This window comes from Clostridium sp., assembly GCF_026168755.1.
In the GTDB taxonomy this organism is placed as follows: Bacteria; Bacillota; Clostridia; order Clostridiales; family Clostridiaceae; genus Clostridium.
Genome location: NZ_JAPFDR010000008.1, coordinates 81,292 through 107,784 on the forward strand (window position 1 = coordinate 81,292; position 26,493 = coordinate 107,784).

General features: G+C 27.1%; 22 protein-coding genes. 21 read left to right on the forward strand and 1 reads right to left on the reverse strand.

Annotated features, from left to right (window positions below; translation table 11 throughout):
- Positions 1 to 134: 134 nt before the first annotated feature.
- From asnB to Q0Y03_RS05185, 8 genes are all read left to right on the forward strand, one after another.
- The gene (gene asnB / locus Q0Y03_RS05150; RefSeq protein ID WP_297712771.1) at positions 135 to 2,006 is read left to right on the forward strand and encodes an asparagine synthase (glutamine-hydrolyzing); all 1,872 of its coding nucleotides are present in this window, start codon (positions 135 to 137) and stop codon (positions 2,004 to 2,006) included.
- A gap of 145 nt (positions 2,007 to 2,151) precedes the next feature.
- Positions 2,152 to 2,832, forward strand: a complete 681-nt coding sequence (locus Q0Y03_RS05155; RefSeq protein ID WP_297712772.1) for an ABC transporter ATP-binding protein — start codon at positions 2,152 to 2,154, stop codon at positions 2,830 to 2,832.
- Positions 2,832 to 5,342 carry an ABC transporter permease gene (locus Q0Y03_RS05160; RefSeq protein WP_297712773.1) on the forward strand — a complete coding sequence of 837 codons (2,511 nt, stop codon included), beginning with the start codon at positions 2,832 to 2,834 and terminating at the stop codon, positions 5,340 to 5,342. The genes Q0Y03_RS05155 and Q0Y03_RS05160 overlap by 1 nt, the downstream gene beginning before the upstream one ends.
- Positions 5,343 to 5,411: 69 nt before the next feature.
- A complete protein-coding gene (locus tag Q0Y03_RS05165) occupies positions 5,412 to 5,825 on the forward strand; it encodes a nucleotidyltransferase domain-containing protein (protein ID WP_297712774.1) in 414 nt (137 codons plus the stop codon).
- Entirely contained in the window at positions 5,809 to 6,255 is a 447-nt protein-coding gene (locus Q0Y03_RS05170) for a hypothetical protein (RefSeq protein WP_297712775.1), read from the forward strand. The genes Q0Y03_RS05165 and Q0Y03_RS05170 overlap by 17 nt, the downstream gene beginning before the upstream one ends.
- Positions 6,256 to 6,316: 61 nt before the next feature.
- A complete protein-coding gene (locus tag Q0Y03_RS05175) occupies positions 6,317 to 7,021 on the forward strand; it encodes a response regulator transcription factor (RefSeq protein WP_297712776.1) in 705 nt (234 codons plus the stop codon).
- Positions 7,022 to 7,024: 3 nt separating this feature from the next.
- Positions 7,025 to 8,272 (forward strand): HAMP domain-containing sensor histidine kinase, encoded by a 1,248-nt coding sequence (locus Q0Y03_RS05180; protein WP_297712777.1) that lies wholly within the window; start codon positions 7,025 to 7,027, stop codon positions 8,270 to 8,272.
- A 10-nt stretch (positions 8,273 to 8,282) separates the two neighbouring features.
- Positions 8,283 to 8,552 (forward strand): hypothetical protein, encoded by a 270-nt coding sequence (locus Q0Y03_RS05185; RefSeq protein ID WP_297712779.1) that lies wholly within the window; start codon positions 8,283 to 8,285, stop codon positions 8,550 to 8,552.
- 298 nt (positions 8,553 to 8,850) lie between these two features.
- Here Q0Y03_RS05185 and Q0Y03_RS05190 read toward each other — a convergent pair whose 3' ends face one another.
- Positions 8,851 to 9,261 carry a hypothetical protein gene (locus Q0Y03_RS05190; protein WP_297712780.1) on the reverse strand — a complete coding sequence of 137 codons (411 nt, stop codon included), beginning with the start codon at positions 9,259 to 9,261 and terminating at the stop codon, positions 8,851 to 8,853.
- 396 nt (positions 9,262 to 9,657) lie between these two features.
- Between Q0Y03_RS05190 and Q0Y03_RS05195 the strand changes: the two genes are divergently transcribed.
- The 13 genes from Q0Y03_RS05195 (at position 9,658) to Q0Y03_RS05255 (ending at position 26,302) form a co-directional block, all read left to right on the forward strand.
- Positions 9,658 to 10,056 carry a DUF6762 family protein gene (locus Q0Y03_RS05195; protein WP_297712781.1) on the forward strand — a complete coding sequence of 133 codons (399 nt, stop codon included), beginning with the start codon at positions 9,658 to 9,660 and terminating at the stop codon, positions 10,054 to 10,056.
- Positions 10,057 to 10,099: 43 nt separating this feature from the next.
- Positions 10,100 to 11,896, forward strand: a complete 1,797-nt coding sequence (gene pepF, locus Q0Y03_RS05200; protein ID WP_297712782.1) for an oligoendopeptidase F — start codon at positions 10,100 to 10,102, stop codon at positions 11,894 to 11,896.
- Between the two features lie 2 nt (positions 11,897 to 11,898).
- Complete coding sequence (locus Q0Y03_RS05205; RefSeq protein ID WP_297712783.1) at positions 11,899 to 12,873, forward strand: rhomboid family intramembrane serine protease; 975 nt, start codon at positions 11,899 to 11,901, stop codon at positions 12,871 to 12,873.
- Positions 12,874 to 12,892: 19 nt separating this feature from the next.
- On the forward strand, positions 12,893 to 13,516 hold the full coding sequence (locus Q0Y03_RS05210) for a hypothetical protein (RefSeq protein WP_297712785.1): 624 nt from the start codon (positions 12,893 to 12,895) through the stop codon (positions 13,514 to 13,516).
- Between the two features lie 198 nt (positions 13,517 to 13,714).
- Positions 13,715 to 14,242: a phosphatase PAP2 family protein gene (locus tag Q0Y03_RS05215; protein ID WP_297712786.1), complete on the forward strand. Its 528-nt coding sequence runs from the start codon at positions 13,715 to 13,717 to the stop codon at positions 14,240 to 14,242.
- A gap of 69 nt (positions 14,243 to 14,311) precedes the next feature.
- Positions 14,312 to 15,448 carry a glycosyltransferase gene (locus tag Q0Y03_RS05220; RefSeq protein ID WP_297712787.1) on the forward strand — a complete coding sequence of 379 codons (1,137 nt, stop codon included), beginning with the start codon at positions 14,312 to 14,314 and terminating at the stop codon, positions 15,446 to 15,448.
- A 233-nt stretch (positions 15,449 to 15,681) separates the two neighbouring features.
- On the forward strand, positions 15,682 to 17,028 hold the full coding sequence (gene gdhA / locus Q0Y03_RS05225; RefSeq protein WP_297712788.1) for an NADP-specific glutamate dehydrogenase: 1,347 nt from the start codon (positions 15,682 to 15,684) through the stop codon (positions 17,026 to 17,028).
- Positions 17,029 to 17,503: 475 nt separating this feature from the next.
- Entirely contained in the window at positions 17,504 to 19,453 is a 1,950-nt protein-coding gene (locus tag Q0Y03_RS05230) for a DNA topoisomerase IV subunit B (RefSeq protein ID WP_297712789.1), read from the forward strand.
- Positions 19,454 to 19,473: 20 nt separating this feature from the next.
- Positions 19,474 to 22,386, forward strand: coding sequence for a DNA topoisomerase IV subunit A (locus Q0Y03_RS05235; RefSeq protein ID WP_297712790.1), 2,913 nt, complete (start codon positions 19,474 to 19,476; stop codon positions 22,384 to 22,386).
- A 108-nt stretch (positions 22,387 to 22,494) separates the two neighbouring features.
- Positions 22,495 to 23,046: a DJ-1 family glyoxalase III gene (locus Q0Y03_RS05240; protein ID WP_297712791.1), complete on the forward strand. Its 552-nt coding sequence runs from the start codon at positions 22,495 to 22,497 to the stop codon at positions 23,044 to 23,046.
- Between the two features lie 168 nt (positions 23,047 to 23,214).
- Positions 23,215 to 24,969 carry a single-stranded-DNA-specific exonuclease RecJ gene (recJ, locus tag Q0Y03_RS05245; protein WP_297712795.1) on the forward strand — a complete coding sequence of 585 codons (1,755 nt, stop codon included), beginning with the start codon at positions 23,215 to 23,217 and terminating at the stop codon, positions 24,967 to 24,969.
- 177 nt (positions 24,970 to 25,146) lie between these two features.
- Positions 25,147 to 25,602, forward strand: coding sequence for a LytTR family DNA-binding domain-containing protein (locus tag Q0Y03_RS05250; RefSeq protein ID WP_297712792.1), 456 nt, complete (start codon positions 25,147 to 25,149; stop codon positions 25,600 to 25,602).
- A gap of 1 nt (position 25,603) precedes the next feature.
- Positions 25,604 to 26,302, forward strand: coding sequence for a hypothetical protein (locus Q0Y03_RS05255; protein ID WP_297712793.1), 699 nt, complete (start codon positions 25,604 to 25,606; stop codon positions 26,300 to 26,302).
- Positions 26,303 to 26,493: the final 191 nt, after the last annotated feature.

The window sequence follows — 26,493 nt, forward strand, 5'->3', positions numbered from 1 at the left end:
ATAAATAAATTTTTTTTATGATATAATGGAGAATGTGAAAAATAAGTAAAAAATATGTAAAGAATAAATAAAGAAATATATTTTAATTACTAAAAAAACAATTCAAAATTTTAAAAGATTTAGGGGGTTATAAGATGTGTGGTCATATATCTATATATTATAAAAATAAAAAAGCTGATGAACTACTTATAAGACAATTAACAGAAAAGATAATTCATAGAGGACCAGATGATACAGGATACTTTATAAAAGATAATATCGCATTTGGATTTAATAGACTAAGTATAATAGATTTAGAATGTGGAAATCAGCCATTTAAAAAAGAAAATAGAACTATTATATTTAATGGTGAGATATATAATCATAATGAGTTAAGAGCAGAGTTAAATAAAAGTAATGAATTTACTACTAATTCAGATACTGAAGTTCTTTTAACATCTTATATTAATTATGAAGAAAAATGTTTAGATAAGTTAAGAGGTATGTTTGCATTTATTATATATGATGAAGTAAAAGATATAGTATTTGGTGCTAGAGATCATTTTGGAATAAAGCCTTTATATTATATAAATAATGATGAATTTATAGCTTTTTCATCTGAATATAAGTCTTTGGTAAAGTTAGTTGGTAAAGTAAGTGTGGATAAGAGTGCATTACAAAATTATTTATCATTTCAATATACACCTAACTATAATACCATTGTTAATGAAATTAAAGAGGTTCCAAATGGAACATATTTTACAATAAAAAATGGTAACATAGAATTTAAGAGATATCATAAATATAAATTTAGTAATAAAGATGTAAGAGAAAAAAATGTTTATGATATTATAAATGATTCTGTAAAACATCATATGATAGCAAATGTTGAAGTTGGAACTTTTCTTTCTGGAGGAATAGATTCTACTATTACTACAGCATTAGCGGCAAAAATTAATCCTAAAATTAAGTCTTTTTCTATTGGGTTTGATGTTGAAGGTTATAATGAATTAAACTTTGCAAAGAAAACAGCAGAATATTTAGGAATAGAAAATATATCAGTAAATGTATCTGAACAGGAGTATATAAAAGCTCTTCCAAGTGTAGCTTATTATATGGATGATCCATTGGCAGATCCATCTTGTGTTGGTATTTATTTATTATCAGAGGAAGCTAGAAAACATGTAAAAGTAGTCTTATCTGGAGAAGGAGCAGATGAATTATTTGGGGGATATAACATTTATAAGGAATATTATAGTCTTAAACCATTTTCATATTTACCGGAAGGGGTAAAAGGTAAGGTTAATAAGATAGCTAAATTACTTCCAGATATAAAGGGAAAAAGCTATTTATTAAGAGGTACTACTAAGTTAAAGGATAGATACATAGGGAATGCTAAAATATTTAGCGATGAAGAGGTAAAAAACATAATACATGATTATGATGAAAATAATACTTGTAGCAATATTTTATCTAGTTTATATGAAGAATGTGATAAGAATAATTACGATAATGTTACAACTATGCAATACATAGATATGAATACTTGGTTAGAAGGAGATATTTTATTAAAAGCTGATAAAATGTCTATGTCACATTCTTTGGAGGTAAGAGTACCATTTTTAGATAAAGAAGTTTTAAAGTGTGCTGAAGGTTTAACATTATCCCAAAAGGTAAATAAAAGCAATACAAAAGTTTTATTAAGAGAATCATTTAAAGATATAGTTCCACCTTATATGAAAGAAAAGAAAAAGCTTGGATTTCCAACACCTATAAGAGTATGGCTAAAGAGTGATTTAGGGAAATATGTTAGAGAAATTATTAATAATGCAGATGTAGATGAATTAATAAATAAAAAATATGTGATTAATTTATTAGATGAGCATATTCAAGGTGAAAAAGATAATTCACGAAAGGTTTGGACAGTATTTATGTTTTGTTTATGGCATCAAATATATGTTGAAGGAAAGTCTATATGTGAATTAGAATGGGATAATGAAAATGATGGTAAGTATAAATTAGCATAAGTTATATGAGTGAGGTAGATAAGGTAGGTTTACTTCACTTTTATTATGCCTAATATTAATAAATTGTAATAATTGAATTTATAGTAATGTAATATTCAAATTTTATACTATAGTTATAATAGAAAATGAAGGGGAGATTACAATTATGTCACTTATAGAAGTAAAGAATTTAAGCAAAGTATATGGTAGTGGAGAAGCTGAAGTTACGGCTTTAAAAAATATAGATTTAAATATAGAACAAGGTGAATTTGTAGCAATAGTTGGACCATCTGGATCTGGGAAAAGTACATTATTGCATTTACTTGGTGGGGTAGATAAACCAACTTCTGGAGAAGTAATAATAAAAGGGGAAAGTATTTATAAATTAAAGGAAAAAGAATTAGCAATTTTGAGAAGAAGAAAGTTGGGATTTGTATTTCAATTTTTTAACTTAATACCTGTTTTAACTGCAGAAGAAAATATTGAAATGCCTGTACTTTTAGATAATGGAAAGATAGATAAAAATTATATGAATGAGCTTTTAAAATTATTAGGATTAGAAGAAAGAAGAAATCATCATCCATCAGAGTTATCAGGAGGACAACAGCAAAGAGTTTCTATAGGAAGAGCCTTAGCTAATAAGCCATCAATTATTTTAGCAGATGAACCAACAGGAAATCTTGATTCTAAAAATTCAAAGGAAGTATTAGAACTTTTGAAATACTGTGCTAAAAAGTATAATCAAACATTAATTTTAATTACACATGATATTAATATAGCAAAATCTGCAGATAGAGTTATTACTATTGAAGATGGTCAAATCACTACTGATGAGGTGATTAAATAATGAGAAGTTATAGTGATATTACTTTAAAATATTTAAAGAAAAATAAGAAGAGAAGTTTATTTACTATTATAGGAATTATACTTTCATTATCTCTTATTAGTGGAGTTGGATTTTTAGGTTTAAGTTTTAGGGATTTTATGTATGATAGAGCTATTAAAGGAAATGGAGATTATGAATTTCTTTTCTTTGATGTTGATGAGAGGGTAATTTCTATATTAAGAAATGATGTTGATTTAGATAAAGTTGGAGTTAGTACAATTGAAGGTAGTGGATCTTATAAGATAGATGGATATGAGGATATTGAAGTTCATATTGAGAGTGATGATGAGACTGCTTTAAATGAAATATTTAATCATGAATTAACAGAAGGAAGATTGCCTACGGAAAGTTCGGAGTTAATTATAGATAGTCATGCTAAAGAATATTTAGGATTAAGTATAAACGATAAGATTAAGGTTGAAGAAATAACTTATAAAGATGGTAAAGAGGTAAAGACTAATAACTTTAAAGAGTATACTATTGTTGGATTTTCAAAAGAGAGCGTTAGCACAAATGGGAAATATTTTTATGCAGTAACTTGTTTAGATGAAATAAAAAATAATAAAAGTTATGATATTAGATTTACAGTTAAAGATAGAAAAAATAAAATAGATATAGCTATAAGTAAAGCAAATAACTTAAAGGTAAATCAAGAGAAAATTTATATCCATAATGAACTATTATCATTGCGTGGACAAACAGGGTATACAGGAATTAATACTGCAATTAATGGAGCAGTTATATTTGTGATAGGAATAATTGTAGTTGTCACTATATTTTTAATTTATAATGCAATAAATATTTCTGTGACAGAGAGAATGACTGAATTTGGAATATTAAGAAGTATAGGAGCAACTCCAAGTCAAGTAAGGAGATTAGTTATTAGAGAATCATTAGTTTTATGCTTGATGTCAATACCTTTTGGAGTAGCATCAGGATTTATAGGGGTATGGACTACTGTTAAATTATTAGAAAGTAAGATAGTAATGATGATTGGGGATGGAGAAGGAATATTATCAGTTAAGTTTTATCCAAGTATAATATTATTTACTACAATAATAGGAATAATAACAATATTTATGGCATCTTTTGGGCCAGCAAAAAAAGCTGGAAAGATATCTCCTATAAACATAATAAAGGGTAATAAAAGTAATGAGAAAATAAAATATTATAATGGTAAAATTATTAGAAAAATATTTGGTATTGAAGGTTGGATTGCCTATAAAAATATAAGAAAAAATTCTAAGAGATTTATAGTTACAATTCTTTCGCTAAGCATATCTTTAATAATGTTTATATTATTTACAACATTAAATATCAAGAGAATAGAGGAACTTAATTATATAAATAAAAGCAGTATAACTCATGGTGAAATTTATGCAAGTAGTGAATATGGCAGTGAAATAGAAGAGAAATTAAATAAAATTGAGGGAATAGGAGAAAAGTTTATTCAAGCAAGAACAGGAATATCACTTTTAGCTTTGGATTTAAATTTAATTTCAGATGAGTTTAAAGAGATATTTTCTTACGATGCGGATGAATTTTTAAGTAATGTTGAAATTTATGGATTCGATGATAATTCATTAAAAGAAATAGGTATCACTGATGGTTTAAAGGAAAATGAAGTAATATTAGTTAATAGTAGAAGTCGGTATGATGAAAATGGTAAATTAAAAAATATTAATATAACTAACTTAAAAGAAGGAGATACCTTTAAAGTACCAGTAAGTAATTTTAATGAATTTCTTAATGAAAATTATACTGAAAGTTTATTAAAGGATAAAGCAGAAGATAGATGTATAGAATTTAAAGTTAAGAAGGTTATTGATAAAAATCCATTTGAAGAAGGATATAATTATAATTTTACAATAATAATGGGATATACAGATTACGAGAAAGTTACAAGTGAATTGTATTTAAATAAATGGATAAAGTTTAGGTATAGTGATATGAGTAATGAAGAATTAACAGAAGAAGCATCAAAAGCAGTTCATGAAATTGCAGATGAGTATGGGGAAGCTTTTAATGATTTAAATGAAGATAATAAGATGCAACAACAAATGTGGACAGTTATAAATGTATTTGTTTATGGTTTTATTGTTATGGTAAGCTTAATAGGAATAGTTAATGTTATAAACACTATTTCACTTAATATACTTCTAAAGAAAAAGGAGTTTGGAACGTTAGGAACTATAGGAATGACTAGAATGCAGTTAACAAATATGGTATTACTAGAGGGGATTCTTCATGGAGTATTTTCATCTATAATCGGAGGAGGATTATCTGTAGGTCTAGTATTATACGCAATTAAAATAATAGATTTTGGTTTTTCGGTTTCATCAAAAATATACTGGCAGCCATTTGTAATAGGATTTACAATTAATTTATTAGTTGTTCTTATAGCTTCATTAATACCGTTAAATAAGCTTAAGAAAATGAGTTTAGTAGAAACTATAAGAAATATTGAGTAATAACATGTTTATAAAATATTAAGAGTAGTTTATAATATTAATAAAATAAATAAATTAAGGTGGTGAATTATGTTATTAAAAGATTTAAAAATATTTAATAAAAATATTATATCAATGGCTATTATAGGGAGCTATAATACTGAATATTGGAGAGTTAATAGGAGTGATATAGATATATTAATTTTATTAGATAAAAAGATTGATGTTTCTATTGAATTTGACTTAGAAGATGAGTTGATTCCAAGGTTACAAAAATATTTTAATTATAATAACATACATTTGACCTTTTTATACATGAAAGATTTTGAGCATCCATTAGCTTTAGAGTATATAAAAAGCAATGATAAGTTAGTATTTGACAAAGAAAGGGAAGTTGATTTTAGATTATATGTAAATAAATATAGAAGGAATAATAAGTGGCTTGAAGATTTAATTAAAAGAGATATTAAGGAAAGGAGTGATATAAATGACTCCATATTATAAGTATAAGAAAGAGCGATTAGAAAAAAAGTTTGATGTAGCCATGGAAACACTTCTTTTATTACAAGGTGCTATTAAAGAGTATAGTAATACGAATTCAATATATTTAAGAAGAAGTATAATTGGATATTTTCAAGATTTATCGGAATATGTTGTTGATATGTCAGAAACTTATTTAGTAATGACTGATAATTATATTGATGGATATTCAGGAACTGAACTTTTAAGAAAAGCAAGAATTAACGGTTTCTTTGATGATGATTTACTTCAATTTTTAACTAAGATTGTAAGGTTAAGAAATAGATATACACATGATTATTATAAAAGAGAAGGGGTAGAAGAAGATATATTTAAGTGCTGTTTTTCTGAAATGATGTATTTAGAAATATTTTTAGAGGTTACTGATACTGAAGTACATTTAAAAAGAAAATAATAAAAAATAGGAGCAGAAAAAATTTCTGCTCCTATTTTAGGATAAAAGGGGGACATTTAAAGTGATAAAGATATTGTTTGTAGAAGATGATTTACCATTAGCTTTAGGTATGGAATATACATTAAAACAAGAGGGATTTGATGTAGTTCATGCTAAGAGTTTAAGTGAAGCTAGGGAAAAATATAAAAATAATGAATTTAACATAATACTATTAGATGTAATGTTACCAGATGGAACAGGATATGAACGTTGCAAAGAAATAAGAGAAAATAGTGAAATACCTATAATATTTATGACTGCATGTGATGAAGAGGGAAATGTAGTTATGGGATTAGATATGGGTGGAGATGATTATATAACTAAGCCTATAAGAGTTAAAGAATTAGTTTCTAGAATAAATGCAGTTTTAAGGAGAAGAGGAGTAGCATCTAAAAAAGAAGAAAATAGTAATAAGATTATAAGTGGAGATATAATTGTTGAATTACTAAAATATAAAGTTTATAAAAAGGGAGAAATTATTGATCTTACAACTATTGAATATAAGCTATTATTACTTTTAATAAAGAACAAAGGAAATGTATTAGAAAGAAATTTACTATTAGAAAAACTATGGGATACTGATGGGAATTTTGTTGATGGAAATGCATTAACAGTTTATATAAAAAGGTTAAGAGAAAAGGTTGAAGATGATATAAAAAAACCTATATACATAGAAACAGTAAGAGGAATAGGCTATAGATGGGCTAAAGAGATTAAGGAGGTATAATCTATGAGGTTATTTAAAAATAAGGAAGTAAAACTTATTGTAATAACTAGCTTTATAACTTTTTTAGTATTTTTAGCAGCTTTCATTTTTATAACATATAATTGGTTTAATGATATAAATAAAAAATATATTAATCAAAATACGGCTTTAGTTGGTGCAATAATTGAAAATAATCCTGAGCTTGAAGATGAAATAGTTCCAATAATAACAAAAGGTAATATAGATGAATATTATTCAATAGGAAATAATATTTTAGATAAATATTATTATAATGAAAATTTAAGTTCAATAAAAAATCCAATTCTTAAAGATAGTTATAGTAATTTCAAGTTAACTATAATATTATTATGGGGAGTGTTTTTTATAGCAGTGATATTACTAATTTTGAAGATTATTTCACCAATATTTAATAATATAAAAAAGTTAGGTGAAAGAGCAGATGAAATGGTTGAGGGACGTTTTAGTTCTAAGGAACTTAAGTTTGAAGAAGGAGACTTTTATGTGTTTTATAATAAATTTAATCATATGGGAGAGAGACTTGAAAATGCATTAAAAGCTCTACAAGCTGAAAAGATTAATTTGAAAGATATAATAAATGATATATCACATCAGTTAAAAACACCACTTTCAGCATTAATAGCTTATAATGATATATTAAAAAATCATGAAAGTATTGATATGGAAACAAAAAGCAAATTTATAGATATGACTTCAGAGCAATTAGATAGAATGGATTGGCTTATAACAACATTACTTAAATATGCAAGAATAGAAAGTAATGCAGTAAGTTATAATAAAGAAATGATACCACTGAGTAAAAGTATAAGGTATGCTATAGACCCATTAAAGTTAAGTGCAAATGACAAGAAGCAAGATATAGAGCTAGACCTTAGTAGTGAAGGATATTATTTGCATGATAAAAAATGGATTGCTGAAAGTTTAAGTAATATAATAAAAAATGCTATAGAACATACTGATATTAATGGTAAAATAAAAATTACACTTGAAGAAACACCTATGTCTATTAGCATTACAATAAGTGATAATGGTGAAGGAATTGAAAAATCTGAGCTTAAAAATATATTTAAAAGATTTTATAAGGGGAAAAATTCTATAAATCCTAAGAGCATAGGAATTGGATTATCATTAAGTAAAAAGATAATAGAGGCACATGGTGGCAGTATAACTGTAGAAAGTGATATTGGAAAAGGAACAAGTTTTAATATAATATTTTTGAAGGTAATAATATAAGGAGAAAGATATGATAAAAGATAAAATTGAAGGTTTAATAGAAAGTTTTGATACATTAGTGGAGTTAGGAGTAGTTTTTCATTATGGTAGTGAAGATATAGAACAAGGAGAAATTACTAAAATTGAATTTACTGAAGATGATACTGTGAAATTAGAATTAGATGAATGTACAGAAGTTGAAGTTGATCTACAAGATTTTATAGAAAATCACTCAAAGGAAGGAAATAATTATCATACCTGGAATGTAAGCAGACAATTTGATAATTTATTAGAGTCATAATATATCTAAATTGTTCGTTAAGGCTTGAATTGCCGTGATGACGAAAAAAATGATTATATAATCTCCAGAAAGGAATATAATTTTTTTCTTTATCACTGGCTTTAAAGCTAAAAGATACAATTTACCGTGTTATCACCTTAAAAGTTAACGACTTCTGCTATATTTTATATACCAAATTGTTAATTTTTAAATATATATTTTTTATAGCTAAAATTATAAATATACAAATTAACTATAATATCAGGAAAAGTTGTAGCAGAAAACATTAACTTTTTTCGCTTCCACGTGACGAACAATATTATTCGGTAGTAGAATCAGTATCTTTAAGTTTAACTGATTTCATATGCCAACGTCCTTTATCGTCTTCTGCAAAAGTTCCTATTAAATATGTTTTTTTATATGGTTTCTCATAGGCAAAACCATATGCTTCAATTTCTATTGTATCATCAACTTTTGATATTACAGACATAGATTCTACCTCTATTAATCTAAGAGATTTATCTTTCCAATGAGTAAAATAATAATCAACTGAATAAATAAAATTAGAACATCTATAAGATATATACATATTTTTTATGGAGGTTCCTATAATAAATAATGTTAACAATAGAATAGCTATTACAATAATTTTTCTATTTCTTTGTATTTTCTTTTTTTTATGATTTATTTTAATTAAATTTTGTTTTTTTACAGCAGAAACAGTGCTCATATGCTAACCTCCACAAAGAAATCTTTAAGGAAACTCCTATTATTTTTGTTGTAGGAGTACTCTAAAGTATACCTTCAACTTACCAAATTGAAATTTGGAGTTTTAGGCAAGTTAGATTATATAAATCAAAATTTAGATAATCTAAGTTATAATTATATGTTACCATATTATGTAAATAAGTAAAGAAAATATTGTATATTTGGAATACTAACAATATAATTAAGATAAAACATTCTTTGTTTTAGGATTTGTATTTTAGTAACTTTAAATAAATATTTTTAAACAAAATAATAAAGATTTTATAATTATGTTTACTAAAATTAAATTCATAAAATAAGTTTTAGATTATGGATAAAAAAACACAGATAAAGATGAGACGAAAAGGAGAATATTACTATGGATTATTCAAGCTTAATATTAATGGAAAGAGATAATGAAACAGGATTTGTAACAAAGGAACTTGGAAGCTATAAAGTTTCAGAAGGAGCAGAACATATAAAAGGTTTTTATGTTAAAGGAGATAGTGTTTATATAAAATTTGATACAAATAAAGATGTTGAAGAATGGGAATACTCTGCAATATATGATGTATTTAATATGGAGTTATTTGAAAATGAAGGGTTTGAAATTGAAGAAGTTGATGATGAATATAACCCAACATTTTTAATTAATTTTAAATATAAGGATGATCATGAATACATTGAAGAAAAATTATCTCTTTCTATAGAGTTAATAGAAGAAGCTATGGAAAAAGCCTTTAATGATATTGAAGGTAAAGAGGAAGAATATCAATAAAAATAGAAAGGAGATGCCTATAGGGATAGGCTGAAGGTGGGCTATGGAAAGTAAGGTTTTAAAGAAAAGAGAGGAAATACAAGAACAAGATAAATGGAGTATTAATGAAATATACTCTAATGATGAGGTTTGGGAAAAGGAATATAAAGAATTACAAGAAGAAGCACCAAAACTTAAAGAATTTGAAGGAAAGCTTGGAGATGGAGAAACTTTAATAAAATATTTTGAAGTAAATGAAAAGGTATCAAGAAAAGCAGAAAAAATTTATGTTTATGCACATTTAAGATGTGATGAAGATACAAGTAATACAAAGTATCAAGCAATGATGAATAAAATTGATGCTTATATGGCTGAATATGCTACTTATACAGCTTATGTGGTACCAGAAATTTTATCTCTTCCAGATGGAACAATAGAAAAACAAATGGAAGAATTAAAAGGTCTTGAACCTTATAAATTCTTATTAGAAAATATCTTAAAAGAAAAACCGCATGTATTAGATAAAAAAGAGGAAGAGTTACTTGCAGCAGCTTCAGATTGTTTAGATGCACCATCATCTATACATAATATTATGACAAATGCTGATATGAAATTTGGAAATATTAAAGATGAAGATGGAGAAGAAGTTGAATTAACAGAAGGAAATTATTCTTCATTTATAAAATCAAAGGATAGAGAAGTTAGAAAAGAAGCATTTAAAGGATTATTTAAAGAATATAAAGCCTTTGAAAACACATTAGCAACAACTCTTTCTAGTTCAATAAAAGTATTTAATTTTGGAGCTAGAGTAAGAAATTATAATAGTGCATTAGAAGCATCATTAAAACCAAATGATATTCCTTTAGAAGTTTATACTAATGCTATAAAAACTATAGATGATAATCTTTCATCACTTCATAGATATGTAGGCTTAAAGAAAAAACTATTAGGTCTTGATGAAATGCATATGTATGATTTATATGTTCCAGTAATTGAAATTCCTAAAGAAAGTGTAGAATTTGATGATGCAGTTAAAATGGCAATTGAAGGGTTACAACCTTTAGGAAAAGAATATTTAGATATATTCCAAGAAGGAATTAACGGTGGATGGATAGATAAATATATTAATAAAGGAAAACGTGGTGGAGCGTATTCATGGGGTGGATATGATACTAAGCCTTATGTTTTATTAAATTATAATTATGAGCTTAATGATGTATCAACTTTAGTTCATGAAATGGGTCACTCAATTCATTCTTATTATTCAAGAAAAGAACAAAGTTACTATTATGCAGGTTATACATTATTCTGTGCAGAAGTTGCTTCAACTACTAATGAAGCACTATTAATTCATCATTTAATAAATAAAGAAACTGATAAAAAGAAAAAATTATATTTAATAAATCAAGAATTAGAACAAATAAGAACTACTGTATTTAGACAATTAATGTTTGCAGAGTTTGAACTTTATACACATGAAAGCTTTGAAAAGGGTATTCCATTAACTGCAGAAGATTATAATGCAAAATGGCATGAGCTAAATATTAAATATTTTGGACCAGAAATGGTAGTTGATCCTGAAATTGATGTTGAATGGTCAAGAATACCACACTTCTATAGTGATTTCTATGTATATCAATATGCAACTGGATATGCAGCAGCATCTGCTTTTGCTAAGAGTATATTAGATAAGGAACCTAATGCAGTTGAAAAATATGTTGGATTCTTAAAGAGTGGTGGAAGTGATTATCCAATAGAGATTTTAAAGAAAGCGGGAGTAGATATGACTACGCCTAAGCCATTAGAAGCAACTATTGATAGATTTAATGAATTATTAGATATGTTAGAGAAAGAAATTTAAAAATGAATAAATTAGAAAATATTTTATTTAGTGAACTAACAAAGCAGGCTGGGTTTTATATAAAAGACTATTATAGTGAGTTTTTAAAAGAAAATAAATGGATAGCTATAATGGAGAATGAAGATTTTATTTATGTTGCTATAGTATGTAAAAATAATGAAAGTGATTTTGTATATTACGAAGCAATGAGCTTTCTAAAAAAGACATATGCTAAAAAAATATCTTTAAATATAGTTATATGTACTGGAGATAATTATGAATCACTAATTCATCAACATTATAATAAGTTAATTTATTCAGAAAAAGAAAAACAAGTAGTTTACAGCGATGATAGCTGTAAGCCACTTGTTTCTATATTAAATTATAGTATTGAAAAGGAAAAATTAAATAAACCAAAGGTAAAATATAAAGAAAACTTGGTTACATATATATTAATATGTATAAATATTTTGATTTTTATAATTACAGTTTTTTTATCTAAAAATATATACGATATTGATTCATATACGCTTATAGAATTAGGAGCTAAAGTAAATGTTCTGATTAATAATGGACAGCCTTGGAGATTAATAACATGTGCATTTTTACATGGCGGATTATCACATATAGCATTTAATATGTATGCTCTTAAAATTATTGGATCAGAAGTAGAGTGCTTATATGGAAAAGTTAAATATATAGCGATATACTTACTATCAGCTTTGGGAGGCAGTGTATTTAGTTATTTATTTAATGCAAATTCAATAAGTGTAGGAGCATCAGGAGCAATATTTGGGCTTCTAGGAGCTATGATTATTTTTGGAATAAGGCATAAAAATAGAATTGGAAAAGCCTATATAGTGAATTTATTTAAAGTTTTACTCATAAATATATTTATAGGAGTTACAATAAGTAATATAGATAATGGGGCACATATTGGTGGACTAGTATTTGGGGTTATCTCAGCTTTAGTAATGAGAGATAAAAAAATATATTAATTTATAAAGGAGCATGCTAATGAGTTTATTAGAGGATAAAGCATTGAGAGTAAATTTAATAACAATGGTAATATTAGTTATTACAGCAATATATGATTTTATGTTTAGAGGTGGAGAAAAGCTTTTTAGAATAGGCTTAATGGCAGTTACTTTATGGATAATGTATTTTGTTTATAAAAAAACTTTTTTAAGAAAAGCAAGAATAAGTTTTTATTTGATTTATTCTTTTATTATTGGAGCAATGTATTTAGGAAATGTATTTGATTTTTATATAATTATCCCTATGTATGATAAAATATTACATTTATTATCAGGGCTTATTATTGGACTTATAGGATATATCTTTTTTTTACATGTAAGTAATGGTAATGTAGAAGACTCATTTAAAAGATATATGCCTATGTTATTTTCTATAATATTTTCTATTGCAGCCGCAGGAGTATGGGAAATATGGGAATTTTCAACAGATCAATTATTTGGATTTGTATCTCAGAATAATAGCCTGCATGATACAATGTGGGATATAATATGTGGTACTTTGATGGGGATTGTTTCTAATGTTCCTATTTATTTTTATCATATAAAAGGCAAAAAAATAAAATTTATTGAAAATATAAATAAACAAATAAATGAAAGTGAATAAAAGAAGGGGAAGTAATATTCGTATTATTTCTCCTTCTTTTTTAGATTCTTAAGAAAACATTAAGAAAAATAGTAGCGAAATGTTAAAAAAGAGTTAACTTTATATAAGAATTTTGGTATATAATAAGAGTATAATGAAGGGGAATATTAAAGTATTTGAAATATTAAATGGGGCAAAATATAAGAAAGGAGAGAGAGGATGATTAAATTTTTTAAAATAATAGATAATAAAGGATTAAAGTACATAAGTGAAAAATGTAAAAATAGAACATTTGATAGAATAATGCCTATTATAACAATGATGGGGAATTTAGGGGTAATATGGTTAATTATATCAATTTTAATGTTATTAAAAGTTGAAGATAGAATTATTGGCATTAGTGTTATTTTAGCATTAATATTAACAACCATAATTGGTGAGGGGATAATAAAACACATAGTTAAAAGAAATAGACCATTTCAAAATCATGAAGATGAATTATTAATAAATAAACCTATAACATATTCATTTCCATCAGGGCATACAGCATCTTCATTTGCAGCCTTGGCAGTTTTTTTACAAATGAATGGAAAGTTAGGATTAATAATGAGTCCTATTGCTACATTAATTGCATTTTCAAGAATTTATTTAAAGGTACATTATCCAACAGATGTTATATTTGGAATAGTTCTAGGTATTACTTGTGGAGTAAGTGTAGTTTCTTTTTTAGGGAGAATTGCTATTTAATATTCAAAATTATGTGATATAATAGTAAATTGATTATTGAGAGAAATTATATTGTTAGGGGGAGCTTAAATGAATATTCTTATTTTGTCAGCATCAACTGGTGGCGGACATATGAGGGCATCTAAAGCAATAGAGGGTTATATGACCCAAAAGAATAAAGATATAAATGTTAAAATAGTAGATAGTTTATTGTATATAAGTCCAATATTAAATAAAACAGTTACAGGTGGATATGTTTATTTAGCAACCAAAACGCCTAAATTATATGGAAAGTTATATGATTTAACTAATAAGGAACATAAATTGGCTAATTTTGTAACTAGACTTAACAATATATTTGCAAATAAGTTATTACCTTTGATTGATGAGTTTAAACCAGATATTATTATAACAACTCATCCATTTCCCACTGAGATGGTATCAAGGTTAAAGTCAAAGAAAGAAATAAATATACCATTAATTTGTATAATGACTGATTATGCTCCACATAAGGCTTGGATAAATGATAAGGTAGATGCATATATAGTTGCTAATGATGATATGGTTGCTAAAATGATTTCTGAAGGAGTAGATTCAAGATGTATTTATCCATATGGAATACCTGTGGACGAAGTGTTCTTTGAAGAAAAGGAAAAGCAATTAGTAATTGAAGAATTAGGTCTTGATAAAAACTTGCCAACAGTATTGATGATGGCGGGAAGCTTTGGAGTATCAAATGTTTTTGATGTTTATGAGAATATAATAGATATAGATTTGAACTTCCAAATAATATTAGTAACAGGAAGAAATCAAAAGTTATATAATCAGTTTGAAGAAGTAATAGGAAGTAGTCCTAAAAAGACAAAACTTATATACTTTACAGATGAAATTAATAACTTTATGCAAGCATCAGACATAATAATTACTAAGCCAGGTGGACTAACTGTTACAGAAGCATTAGCATGTAATATTCCAATGGCTGTTTTCGATGCAATTCCAGGTCAAGAGGAGGAAAATGCAGAATTCTTATTAAAACATAATATGGCTGTAAGAATTAGTGATGGAAATAGTTGCAGAGCAGCTATAGTAGAACTGTTAAAAGATAGTGAAAAGTTAGAAGGCATGAAGAAAGCCTGCAAATCCTTTGATAAAAATGATTCTACTAAAAATATATTTTTATTAATTAATGAATTAATAGAAAAAAACAATATTATAAATAAACAATAGTTTTAGAAAGGTTATGTTAAATTTATTTAGCATAACTTTTTTTTCTTATTTTTTAAAAATATCTTTAAAATTTACCAAAATGGTATTAAAATATTAAGTAGGATTAGTATATTAACAAATAACTTGATAAAAAATTGTTAATATAAAAAAGTATTTGAATAATATGCTTATGTGTAAAACATATCCTAAAATTAAATATAAGATATAGGAATAAAGATTAAGGGGGAAAGCTTATGACAGGAAAAGAATATGTTTTAAGTGTTTTAGAACAAGTTGAAAAAAGAAATGGAAATGAAAAAGAATTTTTAGATGCAGTAAAAGAAGTTGCGATTTCTTTAATTCCGGTATTTGAGAAACATCCAGAGTATATGGAAGAAGGAGTATTAGAAAGAATTGTAGAGCCAGAGAGACAAATTATGTTTAGAGTTCCTTGGGTAGATGATGAAGGAAAAGTTCAAGTTAATAGGGGATATAGAATGCAATTTAATAGTGCTATAGGGCCTTATAAGGGAGGATTAAGATTTCATCCAACAGTAAATGCTAGCATAATTAAATTTTTAGGATTTGAACAAATCTTTAAAAACTCATTAACAGGACTACCTATTGGTGGGGGAAAAGGTGGTTCAGATTTTGATCCTAAGGGAAAATCTGATAGAGAAGTAATGAGATTTTGTCAAAGTTTCATGGCTGAATTATGTAAACATATAGGTTTAGATACAGATGTACCAGCAGGGGATATTGGTGTTGGTGCTAGAGAAATTGGATATATGTATGGATATTACAAGAAAATTAGAAATGCTAATGATCAAGGTGTTTTAACTGGAAAAGGATTAGCTTATGGTGGAAGCTTAACAAGAACTGAAGCAACAGGGTATGGATTAGTTTACTTTACTGACGAAATGATGAAAGATAATGGACTTTCGTTAGAAGGAAAAACTGTTGTAATTTCTGGTTCAGGAAATGTTGCTATATATGCAACTCAAAAAGCAACACAATTAGGTGCTAAGGTTGTTGCATTAAGTGATTCAAATGGATATATATATGATGAAAATGGAATTAATCTTGAAGTAGTAAAAGAAATTAAGGAAGTTAAGAGAGGAAGAATAAAAGAATATTTAGATTATGTTCCTTCTGCTAAATATTTTGAAGGTTGTAGAGGTATTTGGACTATAAAATGTGATGTAGCACTTCCATGCGCAACTCAAGGTGAAATAGATGAAAATTCAGCAAAAATTTTAGTTGAAAATGGAACAAAGGTAGTTGCTGAAGGAGCAAATATGCCAAGTACATTAGAGGCTATTGAAGTTTTCCAAAGTAATGGAGTATTATTTGGACCAGCTAAGGCAGCAAATGCAGGTGGAGTTGCTTGTTCAGCTTTAGAAATGTCTCAAAATAGTATGAGAATGTCTTGGAGTTTTGAAGAAGTAGATAATAAGCTTAAAAATATTATGGTTAATATTTATAACAATTCAGCAGCTGCTGCAAAAGAATATGGACAAGAAGGAAATATATTAATGGGAGCTAATATAGCTGGATTTAAGAAGGTTGCTGATGCTATGATGGCTCAAGGCATAGTATAGTTACGACTTAAAAAATAATAAGGATATTTTATTATAAAAATCAAATTACTTTATAGTTTATATAATTATAAAGTGATTTGATTTTTTATTTTTATAAAAAATTGCCATGTTAATTTGTTAATAGATATTAAAATATTAAGTATTGTAAATAAAATCAATTGTAAATTTAAATAATGAGAATAAGATATACATAAGTTAATATTAAAAAGTAGAGAATACATATTAAATATTTATAAAGCAAAAAAGAAAAACTTTTAAAGTAGTTACTAATTTAATATAAAATATATTATAATTAAATACCGTAAAAGATAGGATTTTAAGAGGATTTTTCAATAAAATTTTAAATAAACATAGAAGTATGATAGAATAAGAAACGTTAATAAAGAACATTAGTTTGATTTTGATATTATGAAATTGTATAATTATATCTAAATTATTGCTTAAATGTTAATAGGTTGTAATTTTGGAGGTTTATATGAATAATGAAGTTAATAGTAAATATGATGTAACTGATTTAACATCTTTAGAAAAACTTGAACCAGTTAGAATTAGACCTGGTATGTATATAGGGTCTACAGGAACAAAGGGATTACATCATTGTATATGGGAGATATTAGACAACTCAATAGACGAAATATCTAATGGATTTGGAGATAAAGCCACAATTATTATAAATAAAGATAAAAGTGTTACTGTTATAGATAATGGTAGAGGAATACCAACAGGAATTCATCCAGTTAAGAAAAAGTCTGGGGTAGAGATGGTATTTACTGAATTACACACTGGTGGTAAGTTCGATAATAAAAACTACAAAACATCAGGAGGGCTTCATGGAGTTGGAGCAGCAGTAGTTAATGCACTTTCTAAATGGCTTGAAGTAGAAGTTCATCAAAATGGAAATATATATAAGCAAAGATTTGAATATGCTTACGATAAAGATATAAAAAAAGATATGCCAGGAACTGCTGTTACAGCATTAGAAATTGTAGGAAAGGCAAAAGATACTGGTACTAGAGTTACCTTTAAACCAGATGGAGAAATTTTTTCAACAACAGATTTTAAATTCGATATTATAGATGAAAGATTGCAAGAGCTTGCATTCCAAAATAAAGGGATACATCTTGAACTTATAGACCAAAGAAAAGATGAAGAGATTAGAAAAGAATACTATTCTGAAAGAGGTTTACTTGATTTTATAGATTATTTAAATGAAAGTAAAACTACTATTCATCCAACGCCAATTTTTTTTGAAGGGGAAAGATCAATAAATAATATTTCAATGTATGGAGAGGTTTGTATGCAATTTACAGACTCTACAACTGAATATATTGCAAGTTATGTTAATAATATTCCTACTACGGAAGCAGGTACTCATGAATCAGGATTTAAAACTGGTATGACAAGAGCCTTTAAAGAATGGGCAAAAAAATTAGGACTTGTTAAAGAAAAAGATAAAGAGTTTGAAGGCGATGACTTAAGAGAAGGAATGACAGCTATAGTTAGAATTAAAATTACTAATGCTGTATTTGAAGGTCAGACTAAGACGAAATTAGGAAGCTCAGAAGCTTATACTATGATGAATGATTTAGCATATACTAAGCTTTGTGAATGGATAGAAGATAATAAAGAAGTTGCTACAAGTCTTATAAATAATGCTCTTGCCGCAGCTCAAAGAAGAGAGAAAATTAAAAAAATAAATGAAGCTGAAAAGAAGAAGATAGGTAAAGGAACTGCTCCACTTGCTGGTAAAGTTGCAGTATGTACATTAAAAGATAATACTGTAAATGAATTTATTGTAGTTGAGGGAGATTCTGCCGGTGGTTCTGCAAAACAAGCTAGAGATAGAAGATTCCAAACTATAATGCCTTCAAAGGGTAAAATAATGAATACAGAAAAGCAAAAGCTTGAAAATGTACTAGCATCTGAAGAACTTAAAATATTTAATACAGCAATAGGAACAGGAACTTTAGATAATTATAAAGAAGAAGACTTAAAATACAATAAAATTATAATAATGAGTGATGCTGATGTTGATGGATTCCATATTAGAACTTTATGGATGACTTATATTTATAGATATATGAGACCGTTAATTGCAAATGGTCATCTTTACTTAGCACAACCGCCTTTATATAAAGTTTATAAACTTGTAAAGGGTAAAGAAGTATCAAAATATGCCTATAGTGATGAAGAGTTAGAAAAAGTAAAGAAAGAAATAGGAAAAGGAGCATTAATTCAAAGATATAAAGGTCTTGGAGAAATGAATCCAGATCAACTTTGGGATACAACTTTAAATCCAGAAACTAGAACTCTTTTCCAAGTTACTATTGAAGATGCAGCTAAGGCAGAAAAAATGGTATCACTTTTAATGGGTGATGTTGTTGAGCCAAGAAAAAATTATATGTATAAGTATGCAGAGTTTTAGGAAAAGAAAGGAGTTAAATTATGGCTAAGAAGGGACATGACATTCCAAGAGATAATAATATATTAAGAATACCTCTTGAAGAGGCTATGCCTGATAATTATCTTCCATATGCGGTTGAGGTTGCAAAGGATAGAGCTCTTCCAGATGTAAGAGATGGTTTAAAACCAGTTCATAGAAGAATACTTTACGGAGCTTATCTTTTAAAGGCTTTTCCTGATAGACCTTATTATAAAAGTGCAAGAATAGTTGGGGATGTACTTGGTAAATTCCATCCGCATGGTGATTCATCAGTTTATGATGCAATGGTACTTATGGCACAAGATTTCTCAACCAGAGAGCCTTTATTTGATGGGCATGGAAATTTTGGCTCTATGGATGGTGATGGAGCAGCTGCTATGCGTTATACTGAGGCTAGATTATCAAAAATAGCTATGGAAATGCTTAGAGATATAGATAAAGATACTGTTGATATGGTTCCAAACTATTCAGATAGTGAAATGGAACCTAAGGTATTGCCATCAAGATATCCAAATCTTTTAGTGAATGGAACATTTGGTATTGCTGTTGGGCTTGCAACTAATATACCACCACATAATTTAGAGGAAGTTACTGATGGAGTACTTGCTTATATAGATAATCCAGAAATAACAACTAAAGAACTTATGGAGTATATTAAGGCTCCAGATTTACCTACAGGTGGTGTTCTTATAGGTAAAAATTCTTTATTGTCTGCTTATGAAACAGGAGAAGGGAAGGTTACTTTAAGAGCAAAAACTAATATAGAAAAGCTTGAAAATGGAAGATATGGAATAGTAATTACAGAATTCCCTTATAGAAGAAATAAATCAAAAATACTTCAAACAATATCAGAAATGACTGGTGATAAGAGACATCAAAAAGCTTTAGAAGCAATTACTGATATTAGAGATGAATCAGATAGAAGTGGTATTAGAGCTGTTGTTGAACTTAAAAAAGCTGCAGATTATGATAATGCAGATAAGATATTAAAGTATTTATTTAAGAAAACAGATTTACAATGCAATATAAGTTTTAATATGGTAGCACTTGCAAGTGGTAAGCCACAAACTATGGGATTAAAGACTATAATCATGCATTATGTTAATCATCAAAAGGATATAGTTACAAAGAGAACTATAAAAGAGCTTGCTATGGCAGAAAAAAGATTCCATATAGTTGAAGGTTTTATTAAAGCAATTGATGTTTTAGATGAAATTATTAAAACTATTAGGGAGTCAAAATCTAAAAAGGATGCAGGTATAAATTTAATTGAAAAGTTTGGGTTTACAGAAATTCAAGCAGAGGCAATATTGGAACTTATGCTTTATAGATTAACAGGACTTGAAATAAAGGTATTCCAAAAAGAATATGCAGAACTTGAAAAAACTATAAAGAGATTAAGAAAAATATTAGAAAATGAAAAAGAACTTTTAAAAGTTATAAAAGCTGAATTAAAAGAAATAACTGATAGGTTTAGAAATCCAAGAAGAACTATGATAGTAGAAGATGACAGTGAGGCTAAGATTGACTTAGAGGAACTTATAGTAGTTGAAGATGTTATGGTTACTTTATCTAAAGATGGTTTTATAAAGAGAATTCCAGTTAAAACTTATCAAAGATCAAATGCAAAAGCTGAGGATATAGAATATAGAGAAGGTGACGAGCTTAAATTCTTATTTAAATCTAATACTACAGAAAATATTCTTTTATTTACTGATAAAGGTAATATGTATCAAGTTAAAGGTATAAATATTCCAGAAGGTAAATGGAAAGAAAAAGGAGAAAGACTAGATTCTATAATTAAGACTTTAAATTTAGATGATGAAAATATTGTAGAAGTATTCTCTGTTGGAGTATTAGATGGAAGTAAAAGTATTCAATTTATAACTAATAGGGGTATAATAAAGAAGAGCACTTTAGATAAATTCCAAACTAGTTATAGCAAAATTCAAGCATTAAAATTAAAAGAAAATGAATATGTATTAAACATAATTTTAATAGATAGTGAAGAAGAAAAACAATTCTTACAAGTAAAAACTAAATTAGGTTTAAAATTTAGTTTAGAACTACCTAAGATAGAAGATACACCAAGAAATATTTTGGGAACTCAGTTATTTAATCTAATTGAAAGTGATGAAATTACAACTGTAGAATATATAAATGAGTTTGAATTTATTACATTTACTGTTGGAGTAACAGCCAAAGGTAAACTGAAAGGATTTGCAAGAGCTAAATCTAATGATAGACTAAAAGTTAATACAGACTCTTTGAGTACATTATTATTATTTACAGACAAAGGAAATATGTATAAAGTGCCAGCATTTTTAATTTCAAATGTTGTAAAAGAAGAAATTGCATTAGAAAACATAGTTGATGGATATTCTAAAAAAGAAAAGATAATAGATATATATTCAGTTAAGAGTTTTGATGAAAAGAAGATGGTGTACTTCTTTACTAAAAAGGGTATGATAAAGAAGACCTCTCTTAAAGAGTATGATACAAGTTACTCAGTTTGTCAGGCATATAAATTTAAATATGAAAATGATGAAGTAATTTCTGTATGTATAGAAGAAAATAGTGGAGAAGTAATTATTGTAAGTAAGAAAGGGATGGCAATTAGATTCCTGAGCGAAAGCGTAAATGCTATGGGAAGAATTGCATCGGGAGTTACTGGAATAAGCCTGAAGGAAGATGATGAAACAATTTCAGGAAGTATAATTTATACAGTAAATAATAATGTAGATGAAATAGCTGTAGATGATAATATAAGTAAAGATATTACATTAGTAACAAAGAATAAAGAGAAAAAAGTAATAGAAGTAAGTAATATTAGAGTTCAAAATAGAGCTGGACGAGGAACTAATATTATGGTTATTAATTTAGATGATGAAATAATAGAAACACAATATAGTTAGGATTTTTGAGTTAGTAATTAGTAAATTAATAGATTTATTAAGGAGTTTAATTTATAAATTGTAATTATTAACTCTTAACTATAAATTAATTTTAAGGAGTGTATAAAAGTGAAGGTTGCAGTTTTATTAGCAGAGGGTTTTGAAACTATTGAAGCATTAACAACAGTTGATATTTTAAGAAGAGCAGGTGTTACTTGCAACACTATTGGAACAAAGAGTTTAGAAGTAACTACATCTCATTCAATAACAATAAAAGCTGATAAAGTTTTAAATGAAGAAATTTATGATTATGATGTTGTTGTATTACCAGGTGGAATGCCAGGTGCAGTAAACTTAAGGGATGATGAAAAAGTTAATGAGCTTGTAAAGAGATTTTATGATGAAGGTAAGATTGTAGCTGCTATATGTGCAGGTCCAATAACTTTTGGTAAACTTGGAATAGTAAATGGCAAAAATGTAACTTGCTATCCAGGGTTTGAGGATCAATTAGTAGAATGCAATTATAAAGAGGAACTTGTAGTTGTTGATGGAAATATTATTACAGGAAGAGGGCCTGCAGCTGCAATACCATTTGCATTTGAAATTTTAAAGCATGTAGCACCTAATAAGGTAGAACAAATTAAAAAGGCAATGCTTTTTAATAATTTAGAAGATTATTAAGTGACAAGTTTCAAGTGATAAGTGACAAGTTAAGTAGGAAACTTCCTTTGGGAGTTTCTTTAATATAATTTTTATTAAAGTCAGCGATAGCTGACTTTATTCATTAACTTAAAACTTATCATTTATCACTTGTCACTAAACAGGCGAGGTGATTTTTTGGAAAAATGGATGGTTAGGAATGTTAAGTTTAATACTGCAAAATTAGCGCAGGATTTATGTGTTAGCGAAGTAGTAGCAAAGCTATTAGTTAATAGAGGTATATATAATTTAGATATTGCAAAAGAATTTTTAGATGGTAATATAAGTGATTTTAATAATCCTAAAGAAATGTTAGGAATGACCGGTGCTGTTGAATTAATGAAAAGCAGTATAATTGCTGGGGAAAAGATACTTATAGTAGGAGATTACGATGTAGATGGGGTTATTAGCACATATGTACTGTATACTGCTATAAAAAAATGTGGTGGAAATGTTAGTTTCCATATTCCTGATAGAATCAAAGAAGGTTATGGAATAAATGAAAGTATAATTAGAAAAGCTAGTGAGGATAATGTTGATATTATAATTACTTGTGATAATGGTATAGCTGCAATAGATCAAGTTAAACTTGCTAAGGAGTTAGGATTAAAGGTAATAATTACAGATCATCACGATGTTCCTTTTATTGATAAAAATGGTGAGAGAAAATATATTGTTCCTAATGCCGATTTTGTTTTAAATCCTAAGCAGGAGGAATGTGAATATAAGTTTGATAAAATTTGTGGAGCTACTGTAGCGTATAAGTTTGTTGAATGTCTTTATGAAGAGTTCAATGTAAGTAAAGAAGAACTTTATGATTTACTTCAATATGTTGCAATAGCTACTGTTTGTGATGTTGTTGACTTGTCTTCTGAAAACAGAATAATAGTTAAAGAAGGCTTAAAAAGAATTAATTCAACTAATAATATTGGATTAAAGGCTTTATTTAAGGAAACAGGATTAGAAGAAAGGGCTATAACAGTTTATACACTAGGATTTGTTATAGGTCCAAGTATTAATGCCTCAGGTAGGCTTGAACAAGCAGAATGGGCATTGAAAATGCTTCTAAGTGATAATGAAATAGAAGCTAAAGAGTTAGCAGAAAAGTTAAATGATTTAAATAAAGAAAGGCAAGATCTAACAAAAGAAGGTTTAGAACAAGCTATTGAAATAATAGAAAAAAATAATATGACTAAGGATAAAGTATTAGTTGTATATTTAGAAGATGTTCATGAAAGTATTGCTGGAATAATAGCAGGTAGGGTAAGAGAAAAATATAATCTTCCTACAATTATTTTAACAAAGGCTCATGATGGAGCTAAGGGTTCAGGAAGATCTATTGAAGAGTATAATATGTTTGAAGAACTATTAAAGTGCAAGGATTTATTAGGTAAGTTTGGAGGACATCCAATGGCAGCTGGTATGTCTATACCAAATGAGAATATAGATGAATTTAGAAGTAGATTAAATAATGTTACAACATTAACTGATGAGGATATAATTCCAAAGGTTTCAATTGATATGGGCTTATTATTAAGTGAAATAAATTATGAGTTAATAGATCAAATATCATTATTAGAGCCTTATGGAAAAGCAAATCCTAAGCCTACTTTTGGAATGAAAAAGTTAAAAGTTGTAGAGGCCAAAATACTAGGTAAAAATAGAAATGTGCTAAAGCTTAAGTTAAGCGATGGCAGATTATATATAGAAGGAATATATTTTGGTGATATAGATAGTTTTGAAAATTCAATAAAAGATGAGCTAGGTGAAATTGAATATAATAAAGTATTTAATGGGCTATCTAATAATCTTTATTTGGATATAATTTGTATGCCTGAAATTAATGAATTTAATGGAAATAAAAAGGTTCAATTAGTTATAAGTAATTATAGAGTTTCAAAGTAATTTATTTTATTTAATTAAAAAGAGGTAGAAATTTATTTTAAATAAAGTTCTATCTCTTTTTTGTTAATTAAGTTATGATAGTTAACCTCTTAGGACAAATAATTTACCACTTACTTAAAGTTCGTTTACATTAAAAAATGGTTAGAATATAATTTGAGTATGGAGGGCAGAGTGAAGATGAGAATACGGATAGAGTTAGATAGTCAAATTAAAGAAAGTGAAGTTATTATTAAATGTAGTGAATTAAGCGAAGAAGTAACAAGAATTCAAAAGGTTATTTCGGAACTAATTGCTGAAAAAAGGGAAATGATATTTTATAAAGAGAATACTGAATATTATATATGTATAGATGATGTATTGTTTTTTGAAACTGAAGAAAGTTCAATTTATGCACATACATTAAGCGAATTATATCAAGTTAAGTATAAGCTTTATGAATTAGAGGAGATTTTACCAAAGAATTTTGTTAGAGTATCTAAATCTACAATTTTAAATATTAATCATATTTATTCAATAACTCGTAATATAACATCTTCCAGCTTAGTAGAGTTTAAAAACACACATAAGAAGGTATATGTATCTAGGTATTATTATAAGGTGTTAAAATTAAAATTATCAGAAAAGAGGAGATAAGATGAGAGAAAGAAATATATTTTGGGGTATATTATTTGTTTTAGGGGCAATTGGTTTAGTAATAGGTAAGATGGGTTTTTTATCTGATATTAATCCATTTAGTTTAGGATTCTCAGTAATTTTAGGTGCTATTATTATAGATAGCTTATTTAGATTAAATTATGCAGGAATATTATTTCCAATAGCTTTTCTTTGCATAATATATGATAAACAGCTTGGAATAACAACACTTACACCATGGACTGTTTTAATTTCAGCTCTTTTTGGGAGTATTGGGTTATCAATGATCTTTCCTAAAAAAAATAAGTTTTTTGAAAAGAAATCATATTGGAGTTTAGAGGAAGGTGAAAATATAAGAGTAGAAGATGAAGGCAATATAAAAATTTCTTCGGCTTTTTCTGGTGGAACAAAGTATATAAATACTGATAAATTTGTAAGTGCTGATATTAGCTGTAAGTATTCAGGGCTTGAAATATATTTTGATAATGCAGTAATGGCGGAAGATAAAGCAGTTCTTAGATTGGATGTATCCTTTTCTGGATTAGAGTTATATATTCCAAGAAGCTGGAATGTTGAAAATAGAACAAATGCATTTTTAGGTGGAGTTGAAAATAAAAAATATGGAGATAAAGTATATACTAATACTTTAATATTGACTGGAGATATTAAGCTTTCAGGAGTAGAGATACATTATATATAGTTTATAAAATAAATAATAGGGTGCCTTTTAGGGCATCCTATTATTTATTTTATAAATGAATACTACCTGCTTTGCAGGTATGTTCAGAGTAGCTTAAGCGGTGAGTATATAAAAAAACTCCTTTTGTCAATAATTAAAAAAGGTTCGCAGCCCAATTTAATAGACAAAAGGAGGATCCATATAATGGATAA